The sequence below is a fragment of the Paenibacillus sp. UNC451MF genome, assembly GCF_000686845.1.
In the GTDB taxonomy this organism is placed as follows: domain Bacteria; phylum Bacillota; class Bacilli; order Paenibacillales; family NBRC-103111; genus Paenibacillus_S.
Genome location: NZ_KK366025.1, coordinates 84,958 through 98,714 on the forward strand (window position 1 = coordinate 84,958; position 13,757 = coordinate 98,714).

General features: G+C 47.0%; 9 protein-coding genes. 2 read left to right on the forward strand and 7 right to left on the reverse strand.

Annotation, left to right across the window (positions count from 1 at the left end; all coding sequences use genetic code 11):
• Positions 1 to 111 precede the first annotated feature (111 nt).
• The 3 genes from BP97_RS0132890 to BP97_RS0132900 form a co-directional block, all read right to left on the reverse strand.
• On the reverse strand, positions 112 to 1,437 hold the full coding sequence (locus BP97_RS0132890; protein ID WP_028552871.1) for an ABC transporter substrate-binding protein: 1,326 nt from the start codon (positions 1,435 to 1,437) through the stop codon (positions 112 to 114).
• Positions 1,438 to 1,763: 326 nt separating this feature from the next.
• Positions 1,764 to 3,590, reverse strand: a complete 1,827-nt coding sequence (locus tag BP97_RS0132895; protein WP_051621196.1) for an ABC transporter ATP-binding protein — start codon at positions 3,588 to 3,590, stop codon at positions 1,764 to 1,766.
• A 40-nt stretch (positions 3,591 to 3,630) separates the two neighbouring features.
• Positions 3,631 to 5,373 (reverse strand): ABC transporter ATP-binding protein, encoded by a 1,743-nt coding sequence (locus BP97_RS0132900; RefSeq protein WP_028552873.1) that lies wholly within the window; start codon positions 5,371 to 5,373, stop codon positions 3,631 to 3,633.
• A 191-nt stretch (positions 5,374 to 5,564) separates the two neighbouring features.
• On the opposite strand from BP97_RS0132900, the gene BP97_RS0132905 reads away from it, so the two are divergent.
• Together BP97_RS0132905 and BP97_RS0132910 are read left to right on the forward strand one after the other, a co-directional pair.
• Complete coding sequence (locus BP97_RS0132905) at positions 5,565 to 6,521, forward strand: D-2-hydroxyacid dehydrogenase (RefSeq protein WP_028552874.1); 957 nt, start codon at positions 5,565 to 5,567, stop codon at positions 6,519 to 6,521.
• A 151-nt stretch (positions 6,522 to 6,672) separates the two neighbouring features.
• Complete coding sequence (locus tag BP97_RS0132910) at positions 6,673 to 7,647, forward strand: aldo/keto reductase family protein (RefSeq protein WP_028552875.1); 975 nt, start codon at positions 6,673 to 6,675, stop codon at positions 7,645 to 7,647.
• 282 nt (positions 7,648 to 7,929) lie between these two features.
• Here the strand turns inward: BP97_RS0132910 and BP97_RS0132915 are convergent, their stop codons facing one another.
• The 4 genes from BP97_RS0132915 to BP97_RS0132930 form a co-directional block, all read right to left on the reverse strand.
• Complete coding sequence (locus BP97_RS0132915) at positions 7,930 to 9,888, reverse strand: YjhG/YagF family D-xylonate dehydratase (RefSeq protein ID WP_231506551.1); 1,959 nt, start codon at positions 9,886 to 9,888, stop codon at positions 7,930 to 7,932.
• 120 nt (positions 9,889 to 10,008) lie between these two features.
• The gene (locus BP97_RS0132920) at positions 10,009 to 10,695 is read right to left on the reverse strand and encodes a GntR family transcriptional regulator (protein WP_036746987.1); all 687 of its coding nucleotides are present in this window, start codon (positions 10,693 to 10,695) and stop codon (positions 10,009 to 10,011) included.
• Between the two features lie 194 nt (positions 10,696 to 10,889).
• Positions 10,890 to 12,281: a sulfatase family protein gene (locus BP97_RS0132925; RefSeq protein WP_028552878.1), complete on the reverse strand. Its 1,392-nt coding sequence runs from the start codon at positions 12,279 to 12,281 to the stop codon at positions 10,890 to 10,892.
• A complete protein-coding gene (locus tag BP97_RS0132930) occupies positions 12,278 to 13,738 on the reverse strand; it encodes an ABC transporter substrate-binding protein (protein WP_028552879.1) in 1,461 nt (486 codons plus the stop codon). Before BP97_RS0132930 ends, BP97_RS0132925 begins: the two co-directional genes overlap by 4 nt.
• Positions 13,739 to 13,757 lie beyond the last annotated feature (19 nt).

The following is a 13,757-nucleotide window of genomic DNA, read 5'->3' on the forward strand; positions in this document are numbered from 1 at the left end:
AGCTCCTTTCCTTGTATTATAGCATTTTATTCCTTTTCATTGAAAAGCCGGGTGTATGATGAAAAGAGCACAGGCTCCGGCTTTCGGAGTCCTATGCTCTCTTTTATACTGTTATTTTGTTTTGGCTTTTGCCGCATCTACAGCTTTATTTGCTGTTTCTTCAATTTTACGGAACAAGGAGTTGATGTCCGTATCTCCAAGAGCCGCTTCATGAATCGCATCCTCATAAGCCTTTTGCGCTTCGCCTTCAAAAGATGATCTTGTCGGCATAGGTGCATACTGATTAAAGAACACCGCGCTAGTATTTTTGTCTTTATATTTGCTATCTTGAGCGAATTGCTTTTTGATCGCATCATCTTTAAGAACCGTCATCGTTCCGCCACGAGCCTGCTTCGTTTGGTACTCTACACTGGTCAAGTATTGGATAACCTTCATAGCTTCATCCTTGTGCTTGCTTTGTTGGGTAACGCCCCAGTAGAATGGATACGCTTGCGAGCCGATTTTCGGTTGATCCTTAAATGTCGGCAATGCCGCAATATCCCAATTCATACCTTCCGCGCCCCCGCCAGCCCAGTCAAGTTCGGATAAATAGGCCATCATGGCAAGGTTTCTGTCTTTCAAGAACGGATCCTTGTACGGCAGCTTGTTCTTCAATGCAACCATAGCCTTTTTGTAATCAGGATTATTGGCCGTGTTGATGTAATAAGATTGATACAGCTGCTTCCACTTGTCATTCGTATTAATTGTTGCTTTATCCGTCTTCGGATCTAGGAAGGTTAACCCCAATTGATTCGCTTTTATCGTATGTGCCGGTGAAGCCGCAAAGCCCAAATACTGCTTATCTCCATCCGCTCGCGTTAAAGTGTTGGCCACTTGGGCAAGGTCATCCCATGTCATATCATTCTTCGGATAAGGAACGCCGAATTTATCGAAAATGTCTTTGTTATAAAACAGGATCACGTTTTGCGACCATACTGGAAGGCCGTAAATCCCGGTTTTAGACATATTTTTAGCAAAGTCAATCATCGTCGGCTCGAAAGCGCTTAAATCTATGTTATTTTTCTTAATCAGGTCTGTCATATCGTATGCAAGACCATAGTTGGCAACCGTGTAGAAATAATTGGTGCTCTCGTAATAAATATCGATAGTTTGACCGGAGGCAACCATTTCATCGATCGTTGTGCCGGTTCCTTTTTTAATATACTTAATCGTAATATTCGGGAATTTGGCTTTGATCGGATCGGAAAACTTCAGCTTCACTTCTTCTTCGGATGTTGCAGCCGTAGAATAGAGTACCAATTCCACAGGTTCATTGCTTACCGCTGGCTGTTTCTGAGTCTGATCTGTCGCATTCCCATCCGCTCCTTGCTTGCTGCTGCAGGCTGTCGTCAGAGCAACTAACATTGCCGTTGATACGATTAAACTTTTCTTTATCATCTTTGAAATCCCCCCTATATTTTCTTTTCCAAGAAAGCGCTTCATTTCATCATCTATTTAACAATATCATAAAGAAATTCAACATTCTTCATAATTTTTGCCCATAAATTTCATTTTTTTGTTCATTTTTGAAGCTCTGGGCGCTTGATTGTCGGAATAGTCCGATACGGTGGAGTCACCAACCAAAATTAACGGTTACCGCTTGAGGTTATTCTTGTCATAGTCGTTTATCACATCCGAGCATGCTTAAACCATCTTTCATTTCATCCAATCCGAATGCAAAAAAAAGACCAGCTCCGCATCCGCAGAACCTGGTCTTTCAAGATTTAATGAGATCCTTCCATATTCCTGAACTGATTATAAAACATTTGATAATAGGTGCCTTGACGTTCAATAAGCTTATCATGACTACCCTGCTCAACAATCTCACCATGGTCGATGACCATGATCGTATCTGCATCCCGAATCGTGTTCAACCGGTGAGCAATAATGAAGCTTGTTCTTCCCTCCATAATGTTCAGCAGCGCGTCTTGAATGTGCAGTTCAGTCCGCGTATCGATGCTGCTGGTCGCTTCATCAAGAATAAGAATGGACGGCTTTGCCAAAATAACCCTTGCGATCGCCAGCAGCTGCCGCTGTCCTTGACTCAAATTACCGCCGTTCTCAGATAACTCTGTTTCATACTTCTTAGGGAGTCTCTTAATAAATGCATCAGCGTTTGCCATCTTCGCTGCCATTTCTACTTCTTCGTCCGTAGCATCCGATTTGCCGTACTTGATATTTTCTTTGATCGTTCCCGAGAATAAATACGTATCCTGAAGAACGATTCCGAAGCATCTCCTAAGGCTGTCCCGTGTATATTCCTTAATGTCCCTGCCATCAATATAGATGGTACCGGAAGGAATATCATAAAATCGGGTGATCAGATTAACGATCGTCGTCTTCCCTGCCCCGGTCGGACCGACCAATGCAGTGCTGCTTCCCTGCTCTGATACGAAGCTGATGTTTTTCAAAATCGGAACATCCGGTCTATAGCCAAAGGTTACATCATCGAATACGACATGCCCCTTCGTATCCTTAAGTTCAATCGCATCTGGCAAATCTGCCGGCTCTTCTTTTTCGTCCAGTACTTCGAACACCCGTTCCGCGCCTGCAACACCGGATTGGAGAATATTGTACGTATTAGCCATCTCGTTAAGAGGCCGTACAAACTGACGGGAATAGCTCAGAAAGCTTGCAATCACGCCGACCGTAATATGCCCTTTAACAGCCAATACTCCCCCAACAATAGCAACTGCCGCGAAGCCGATATTATTGATTACGGCGAGCAGGGGCATCAGAAACCCGGAATAAATTTGCGCCCTTAAGCCAACTTCATACAGCTTGTCATTGACAGTATTGAATTCATGGATCGCCTTTGCCTCATGATTGAACGCTTTAACGACATGAATGCCTGAGATCGTTTCCTCGATATGACCGTTTAGCTTTCCAAGCTGCGCTTGTTGATCTTTGAATAGTACACTTGTTTTCTTGGTTATGGTCTTCCCGAGAATATAGACCAACGGCACTGTAATTAATGTAGCCAGAGTCAATATCGGACTCAAAATGATCATCATCGTCAAGGAGCCCACAATGGCAATCGTACCCGACATCAGTTGGGTGGTAGATTGCGAAATCGTATTACTCACATTGTCGATATCGTTGGACAGACGGCTCATCACTTCCCCGTGGGGCCTGGAATCGAAGAAGGACAACGGCAGCTTCTGCAGCTTGTCGAACAAAGTGGTGCGCAAATTACCGACAATCCGCTGCGACACCCCAGCCATAAACCAGCTCTGCAAAAAGGTGAGTACGCCATCCGTTAAATACGCCGCCGTTAGCGCCAATATCATGATCTCGAGCATTCTAAATTGAACCGTACCATTGGATGCCGTCATTGAATCAATGGCTTCTCCTATAATATAAGGACCGGTCAAAGTAATGAGTGCATCAGCCAAAATAAACAAAAATACGATTGTTAGCCGTTTTCTCTGGGTACCGACGAATTTCCATATTCTACGCAGTGTCGCCTTAAAATTTTTCGGTTTAACGACAGGACCTCCACGCCCGCCGGGACGAGGTCCGAATCCCCCGGGTCTTCCTGCTTGCAGCATAGGAACTTCCTGTGGCGGCTGATTATCTCTGGAAGAATCATTAGGCTTCGACATTCCTATGCGCCTCCTTTCCCATCTGGGATAAATAAATTTCTTGATAGACCTGACAGCTTTTCATCAGCTCTTCGTGCTTGCCTATCCCAACAACCTCGCCCTGATCCAGCACAACGATTTTATCAGCATCCATAACAGATGTAATTCTTTGAGCAATAATAATGCAGGTGAGTTCCTGAGTGTATCTCTTCAATCCTTCTTTAATCCGCGCTTCTGTTGCCGTATCCACCGCGCTGGTGCAATCATCCAGAATTAATATTTCCGGTTTTCTAACCAAAGCTCGCGCAATCGATACCCGCTGCTTTTGGCCTCCGGAGAAATTGACTCCGCGCTGACCGAGGCGCGTTTCATACCCTTCCGGGAACGAGGTGATGAAAGGATGAGCTTCTGCTATTTCCGCCGCTTGAACAATTTCCTCCATCGTCGCGTCTTCTTTGCCCCAACGAATATTTTCCGTCACTGTACCTGTGAACAGCACCGTCTTCTGGGGAACGATCGCAATTTTCTCTCTTAGCTTGGCCGGATCGATCTGAGTAACATCAACACCGTTAACTTTTACTGTACCGGATATCGCATCATAGAATCGGGGGATTAACCCGACAAGGCTGCTTTTACCCGAACCGGTTGAGCCAATGATCCCTACGGTTTCTCCTGGTAGACATGTCATCGTAATCCGCTTAATAACCGGATCGCCAGAAGCCCCTTCATAGGAGAAGCTCACATTTTCAAAGTCCACTCTGCCTTTGATGTGAGGGTTCAGGCGGGTATCCTGCTGCCATGTCATTTTGGCTTGCTGGTCGAACACTTCGCCGATCCGCAGTGCGGAGGCTTTGGCTCGAATGAACATATTGAACACCATCGAAATTGTCATCAAAGAAAACAAGATTTGAGTCATGTAGTTGATAAAGGCAATAATATGCCCCACCTGAATGTTGCCATTAGAAACACCCAAGCCGCCGAACCATAATACCGCAATGATCCCTACATTGACCGTAAGCATAATAGCAGGGTTGAAGATCGACATCGCTCTCATCGCTTCAATAGAGCGCGCTTGGTACGATTGATTCACATTGTTAAACTTATCGACCTCATAGTCGAACCGGTTAAAGGCTTTGACAACACGCACTCCGGACAAATACTCTCTCATCACGCCATTGACCGCGTCTAAAGCCTTCTGCACACGGATAAAGCGTGGAAATCCGATCTTCATGTTCAAGGCGATTAAAATACCGACGATAGGAACGACTATAGCCAAAACGATTGACAGCTGCGGATTCAAACGAGTAGCCATAATCAAACTTCCTATACACAATAGAGGCGCTTTTACAAAAATACGCATCAGTCCATTCGTAAAGTTCTGCACTTGAGTCACGTCATTCGTAAGTCGAGTGACCAAGGAGGCTCTTTCGAATTGATCGATATTTTCGAATGAAAGCGTTTGTATTTTTGCAAACAAATCCTTTCTCAGCTCTGCTCCGAACTTCTGTGACACTCGGCTCGCCAATATATTGCGTCCTGTAGCCGCCAGCGCCCCCAGAAAAGTAATAAGCAGCATAAATCCGCCCATACTGAGCACATAATGCATGTCGCTGCCGGCAACGCCCACATCAATAATGTGAGACATCACCGTCGGCAAGGTCAAATCAGCTAAAGCTTCACAAGTTAAAAATAATACCGCAATCGAAAATTGCTTCCAATACTTGCGAACGTATTTTTTAAAGAACGACAAGGCCCTGTTCTTCCTCTCCTAATTTATTTAGCTTCCCTATATAAAACATACTCCTTTCAAACCAAAAAGTCACTCCCATTTTTCAAACATTTTGTTCGATCATTCAAATTGCTCACTGGGGTTAGGCTTGTACCTGAGAACGTAGTATAATGGGTTCCAAAGTACCCTATTTCAAAGGAGGACATGGCATCATGAACATTGTTGTACTGGATGGATATACTCTAAATCCTGGAGACTTGAGCTGGGAACGGTTAGAACAAATGGGTTCGCTGACTGTATACGATCGCACAGCTCCCGAGCTTATCGTAGAACGCGCTATTCATGCTGAGATCGTATTAACTAACAAAACACCTCTTACGGCTGCCACGCTGGAGAAGCTTCCAAACCTTCGTTATATAGCTGTCCTAGCGACGGGCTATAATATTGTAGATATCCATGCTGCTCGCGAGAAAGGCATTCCGGTCTCCAACGTCCCTACTTACGGAACCCAATCTGTAGCACAGTTCGTCTTTGCAATGATTCTTGAGCTGTGCCACAACATCGGACGTCATGATGCAGCCGTGAGAGCGGGAGATTGGTCCAACAGTATCGACTTCTGCTTTACGAAATCCCCTTTAATCGAATTATCCGGCAAAACCATCGGCTTGATCGGGCTCGGGAAAATCGGCACTCAGACAGCACGTATCGCAACTGCAATGGACATGCGCGTACTAGCCGTAGGAAGCGGGCGCAGCCGTCCACAACCAATGGAAGGCGTTGAATGGACGGATATGGAGACGTTATTGAAAGAATCGGATATTGTCAGCCTTCACTGCCCATTGACGCCGGATACCGAGCAGTTAATAAACCGTCAGCGTCTAAGTTGGATGAAACCATCGGCTTTTTTGATCAATACATCCCGTGGAGGTTTGATTCAAGAGCAAGACTTGGCTGATGCGCTGAATGAACAAGCTATCGCAGGTGCTGCGCTGGACGTGCTCTCTGTAGAGCCCCCTTCAGCTAATAATCCGCTATTATCAGCGAGAAACTGCATCATTACCCCTCACATTGCATGGGCAACACAGGAAGCACGGGCAAGGCTTATGGAAACGTCTGCTGATAACGTGTCAGCTTTCCTAGAAGGCCGTCCCGTGAATGTTGTCAATTGAGCATATGAAGCTTTACACGGACTGCCGAGTCACGTCATTCGCTCATTGATCTACTTAACTAAAAGTAACTAGATATGCTAAAGTTGCGTACTTCTCCCCTTAGAGGATTGAAGGTATAATAGCTCCAGTAAACAAGGAGAGGATGAGGTTCATGAAATACAGACGTGTGGGAGCGAGCGGTTTAAAAGTAAGCGAGATTGCATTGGGAAGCTGGCTGACCTATGGAACTGCTGCAGAGCAGAAAGCAGCGGATGCCTGCATCAACAAGGCATTTGAATGCGGTATCAATTTCTTCGATACAGCGAATGCTTATAATCGTGGCGAGGGAGAAAAGGCTATCGGTGCGGCCTTGAAGCCTTATGAAAGATCAAGCTACGTGCTTTCTACCAAAGTCTATTTTCCAATGGGACAAGGTCCTAATGACCGCGGATTATCCCGTAAACATATTAAAGAGCAGTGCGAAGCCAGCCTAAAACGACTTGGCGTTGACTATGTCGATTTGTATTTCTGCCACCGCCATGATGATCAGACCCCTATGGAAGAAACATTGCGTGCGTTGGACGATCTTCAAACGGAAGGTAAAATATTGTATGCAGCAGTCAGTGAATGGAGTGCAGCACAAATAACAAAGGCAGTCGGAATTGGACAGCAGTTAAGATTGCGTCCATTGATTTCGAACCAGCCTATTTACAATATGTTCGAGCGTTATATTGAACGTGAAGTGCTGCCGGTTTCGACAGCTGCCGGATTGGGTCAAATCGTCTTTTCGCCTCTTGCCCAGGGCATTTTGACAGGTAAATATAAATCGGCTCAGCAGCTGCCCGCGGACAGCAGAGCCGCGAACAGCTCCGTGAACCATGTCATTAAAAGTTATCTTCAAGACCAAGTTCTGTTATGTGTACAGGAGCTTGATCAATTGGCGCAGCAGCTTGATGTGAAGCTTTCCCAACTAGCACTAGCCTGGGTGCTCAGACAACCAGGCGTCAGCTCCGCTTTGATCGGTGCAAGCAACCCGCAGCAAATTGAGGAAAATGTTAAAGCGGTAGACATTACACTGCAGCAGAATACGTTAGATGAAATTGAACGCATATTGAAGCAAGTCGCCGGATTTGCTCCTCTTCGCTAGTCCCACTTGTAGTGCAAAAAGGATCCGCTAACACGGATCCTGTGTTTGTCGAGAAACCTATTTCTCCCAGAAATTTGCTATATGGGTAGGTGGGGTATGCCTCGGAAGAGCGAAAGCGTCCGCCTTTGTTCTTGGGAAATCCCCGTTGTTAAGCGAATAAATTGAAAATTTCCCAAGAACAACAGCGGCTGGAGGGACATACCCCACCGGAGCATACTAGCAATATTTCAAGTTTATGGGTTTCTCGTCAAACTGGATCCGCTAAAGCGGATCCAGTTTGCACTACTCCACCTTATTTAACGCTTTTTTGCCCGCTTCCAGTACGGCGAGGATGCGTTCTACATCATACACACTACCAGCCCACGTGCCTCCGCTGACGGACTGCAATGCAGCCCACAACCGCGTATCGTCAGGCAGCCTCGGATCTGCCGCCAACTTGGGATTAGGATCCCGAGCTGCCAGCACCTTTGCTCCTTCCTCCGGAGTCAACAACATTTCTCCGTGTCCTATAAAATGGATGCTTCCTTCCAGGCGAATCCGGTCAATCTTAATATCAATCATATCCCCGTCTCGAAGCTTTCCTATAGGGCCCCCAACAAGTGCTTCCGGACCTACATGTCCGATGCAGGCACCCGTCGATACGCCTGAGAATCTTGCATCGGTAATTAACGACACCCGTTTGCCGAACGGTAAATGCTTTAAAGCCGACGTCAGTTGATACGTCTCCTCCATCCCTGTTCCGGACGGTCCGCGTCCTATCAGCACCATAATGTCTCCTGCCTCAATACCACCTTGTTTGATGGCGGCAATGGCATCCTTTTCCGAGGTAAATACTTTGGCTTTGCCCATATGTCGGTATACGCCGTCTTCACTAACCACAGAAGGATCAATAGCCGTGGATTTAATCACGGAGCCTTCAGGCGCTAGATTGCCAATAGGAAACGTAATGGTAGAGGTGAGTCCTCGTTCGTGTGCTTTTTGAGGATTCATAATGACATCATCAGGATCTATTCCGTCTTGCGCCAGAAGCCTGCTTCTCATTCGTCTCCGTCGCTCACTCTGCTCCCACCAATCCAACACAGAGCCTATCGTTTCACCCGTTACCGTCAGTGCTTGTTCCTCAAGCACCCCCAAACGGCGTAGATGGAGCATCACTTCCTGCACACCGCCGGCCAGAAACACTCGGACAGTCGGATGATAATCCGGTCCATTCGGAAGCACGCTGACAAGTCTTGGGACAGTGCGGTTTATCCGAATCCATTCTTGTACGGTCGGAGTAGTCAGACCTGCAGCATGAGCAAAGGCTGGAATATGCAGCAGCAGATTCGTGGAACCTCCAAATGCCGCATGAACAATCATCGCGTTATGGATAGCCGCGTCGGTCAAAATATGTTTCATATGAATTCCCTTATTGTCCATTAACATCAGGGCACGGGCTGATTGCCTGGCCATTTCACTCCATATTGGCTGTCCCGACGGGGCGAGGGCGGCATGGGGGACGGTCATTCCCATCGCTTCGGCCACCACCTGCGAAGTCGCTGCCGTTCCAAGGAACTGACAGCCTCCACCAGGTGTTGCACATGCACGGCAGCCAAGATCAGCAGCTTCTTCCAATGTCATCTCGCCGTTAGCATATCGCGCACCGATAGTCTGTATTTTTCCCGCATCCTCTCCTTCGGTCGGCGGCAGAGTGACGCCTCCCGGCACTATAATACAGGGAAGCTCATGCATTTCTGCAAGAGCCATCATCATAGCGGGGAGCCCCTTGTCGCAGGTCGCTACTCCCATAACGCCTCTTCGCGTAGGGAGAGAACGAATCAGGCGCTTGAACACAATGGAGGCATCATTGCGATAGGGCAAAGAATCAAACATTCCCTCCGTTCCTTGGGTACGCCCATCGCATGGATCGCTGACATAACCGGCAAAAGGAATGCCACCACTCCTGGTGATTTCTTCTGCGGCCGCCTGCATTAACAAGCCGACCTCCCAATGTCCGGTATGGTAGCCCAAGGCTACAGCGCTTCCGTCTTCCTTTCGAATGCCACCTTGTGTACTTAAAAGCAAATACTGATGACCATTCAATTTAGATGGAGTCCATCCCATACCCACATTTTGTGAAAGGCCAAACAGCTCCCCGCTCGGCGAGTTCATCAGCATTTCTGAGGTCAACGGCAGCGATCCTGCTGGCCCCTGCGCATGTGTCTTTACAGCAAACCATTCCTCTTTGTCTTCACCCATCATATCGTTCAATACATTAGTCATAGAACACACCCTCTTTGCCATTTGTAAAATCTTCAATTCAAGAATGCGCTTTCATTTGTTAAGAATAAAAATGCCTTAGTCAAGGCATTCCGCATAAGCTTACTTAAAATAGGTTGGATATTTCTCCTTCAGCTGCGTTTGGTTGATATCCAACATACTGAGGTGCTCCTTCATAATTCCTTCAGCTTCATCGCCGTTATTATTACGAATGGCTTGAACAATGCCCTGGTGCTGATTTAGAATGCTCTCCCAATCCGTATTAGAGGCTAACCGCAAAAAACGAATCCGGTTGTAATGAGTACTCATTTGCTGGATCATGCTCCAAGTCCGGATTTTACCACAGCCGGTAATTATGGCTTTATGAAACTCTTCATCGAGTTCGAACAATCTTTCGTAATTTTGCTCCGATGCGCAGAGCTGCTGCAGGTTAAGCAAATTCTGCAGATGCATCACCTGCTCGGCGCTTAGCACCATGCATGCCTCACGAACGACCGCTGTTTCCAATGTTTCCCGAATGAACCTGGACTCCTCGACATGCTGCATATCAATCAGCGATATAAAAGATCCTTTTTGCGGGACTGTCTCGATCAGTTCCTCTTGCGATAGCCGGACAAAAGCTTCACGAATCGGTGTTCTGCTGACTTGAAGCATTTCTATGACATCTTTTTCCGAAATAAACCGGCCGGGCTCGAGGCGCAATTCCATAATATTTTTCTTAAGTGTCTGATGGACGTAATCCCGGATGAGTCCCTTATTCCCTTGCAGTGCATCTACATGAAGTTCCATCTGTTTCCTCCGAAGTATCTAGTATTACTAATATAACAAGAACCCTATAAGGAAACAAGGCAGCGGGACTCGTCCGATTCAGAACAATCAGATATATCCGTTAGCAAGCCAACCTCCGTCGGCTTTCAAAATAATTCCCGTAAAGTCATTTAAAAGAAAAAAGGAGCAGGCATGTTCCCCCCTCCTTTCCATTTTCACACTATCGCATTATGCAGCAATTGGTTTCGCATCCATTCATTTTGCACCAATCCATCGCCTTCAGCTTCCAAGCGCTCGTATAACCAGACCCGGTATTGGGCGACAAGCTCCTTGCAGGCCGGATCATGAATACGATTCGTCAGTTCATAAGGGTCCTGGTCCAAGTCGTAAAGCTCATCCATATCGGTCGTATTCCAAATGTACTTCCATTGTTTTGTGCGAAGCATCCTCTGGGTATATAGTCCAAACTGCTGCCCGTTATAAGTGGAGACGATGCTCTTTCTCCAATCAGGCACTTCTTCTCCCTCTAACAGAGGGATTAGCGAACGGCCAGGGAAGAAGGACGGGACAGGCAGCTCCAACAGCTCAAGTATTGTGGGCGGCAAATCCAGCATATTGCTTATGAAGGAGTCGCACCTCGTCCCTCCTTGTCGAATCAGAGGGGGGTATTTAATGATAAAAGGAACTTTGACGACATCGTCATATAAAATATAATGCTTATCCATCATCCTATGGGAGCCGCACATATCCCCGTGATCAGACGTAAAGATGACCATCGTGTCCTCAGCTGCACCTGATTTGTCCAAAGTCCGAAGAACCTTGCCGATTGCATCATCGGCCTGACTGATCATGCCATAATACCGGGCAACGATAGGCGCCCAGTCCTCCCATGTAAAAGTATCCACCTGCCAACTGCACAGCTGCTGTTTTTGAATATAGGGCTTGTCGTTGAATGTCTCCTCGAAACCGCCCCATTGGGGAATTGACTCGAGCGGGTACATGGATGCGAACGGCTCCGATGGGCGGCAAGGTAGGTGAGGCTCCGTAAAGTTCAATTGAATGTACCAAGGAGCCTCTCCTGCCGTCAGCTCTCGAATGAAGCTGCACGCCTGCTCGCCCAACCAGTGGGTTTGAGCATCCTCCAGCGGTATCGGATTTCGTTCTCCGGCGTACCCTGCCTGAAACTTGACCTCTGGATATTTCTGATTGATTAATTCCTTATAAGCTTCAAACCCGACAAAGGTATCGTAGCCATAATCCAAGGGGGTATACTGTGGATGAACATCCCATTTGCCGAGAAGCACATTTCGATACGATAGCTGCCTGAGCTCCCGTGGCCATGCGTACTCTGTAGGTTCAAGCGCCTGAACGGGCAAGCCATTCTTGAAATTCCACAGCGCCCCGAACGCTTCGGGCCTTCTGCCGTTGATTAAGGATTGCCTTGCAGGACAGCAGGTAGGTATGGGAGTGAATGCATTCTCAAACCATATCCCTTCCGAAGCCAGCTGATCAATATTCGGCGTCTGGACCGGGTAAGCTTTGCTGTAGCCTAGGCAATCGAAGCGAAGCTGATCCAGCATAATAAATAGCACGTTGGGTGTCTTCATGGCGCTTTGATTCCATAATTATTCTCTTTGTTCCATTGATTGTCGCTCATTTTTTTCTTGACTCCGTCTACCATCAGCTTTTTTAACTCAGCCAAATATTTATCCAACGAGCTCGAGCCTTCAAGATACAGCTGGCCCAGCTTTTGATTATACTCCGTGACGTTCTTATCAACCTCTCCCGCATAAATATTCAGCTGCATCCGTTCACCGACAAACTGAAATCCCTTCAGCTTATCCGGTAGCGTAGCGTTCTCTATAACAGGAGTGCGATATAGACTCTCCGCCAGTAGTCCCTGAACCTTCGGAGATGTCGTATAGGCTAGAAAATCGACGGCAGCCTCCATTTTCTCAGGGGCAATGGTCTTGGGAATGGCCATATTGCCCGCAGGCACGCCCCCGATCTCCATCAGCTTACCCAACGCATCCGGATGGTTCTCTTTCGTCAAATACGGCAGTGGAAAGGCAGCCATTTCGAACTTACGGGCGTTGGTTTCGAATAAAGCTTTACTTTGCCCCGACGTCCGCATCACCATAGCCGCTTTGCCGCGCAGGAACAAATCCCCCGCCGTTTCAAAATCGAGTCCGTTATAGCCTTTCGGCCAATATTTGCTCCAATTTTTGACGATTGCAAAAACATCCCGGAATGGAGCTTTCTCAATATCGATAATCCCCTGATCCACGCCTCTCGCGTATTCATTCACTTCTATAAATCCGCTTTTATCAATATCCAGCTTTCCGTACGAGCCTGCCAGCAGCTCCTCCGTCAAGATCCGGATCGTCCAGTTGTAATTATAGTCACCTGGCTTTGAATTAGGGAATGCAAAAGGCACGACATTGATTTTCAGAAGCTTTTCCTGAGCATCGAGAAACTCATTCCAAGTCTTCGGCACATTCGTAATGCCCGCCTGAGCAAATAAATCCTTATTGTACAAAACCCTTACTGAATTGACATAGTTAGGGACGCTCGCATACGTTTTATCGTCTCCAATCAACTGCTGCAAAATCGTTGGAGGAAACAACTTCTCCCAAGGCTGATCCCCGGAATAAGCCGTTTTTTGCTTGTAATAAGGAGTTAGATCGACCAGCAGTCCTTTTTTCAAATCCTCTTGGTCCCAAATATAGCGAGTTGTAAAAATATCCGGGGCTGTCTTTCCGATCAACTGAGTCGTTACCCAAGTACGATGCTGTTCAACCCCGGCAAAGCTCTGCATTTGCAGATTTACTTTAATACCCGGATGAGAGTCCGAATAAGTTTTGGCGATGCTTTCCCATGATTTGCGTTCCGCCTCGTCCCCGTCGCTCTCGAGCATGACCATCACGTTTAAATCGATCGTTTTCCCGCTGCCGTCCGGATTACTGCCAGCTTTAGAATTCGTATCGGCAGAGCATGCGTTGAGCAGCAGCATCCCGAAAGTCGCGGCAATTAGTGGAATCGTCCATCGTTTGCGAGCGTTCAATCCCATCACCTCATTTGTT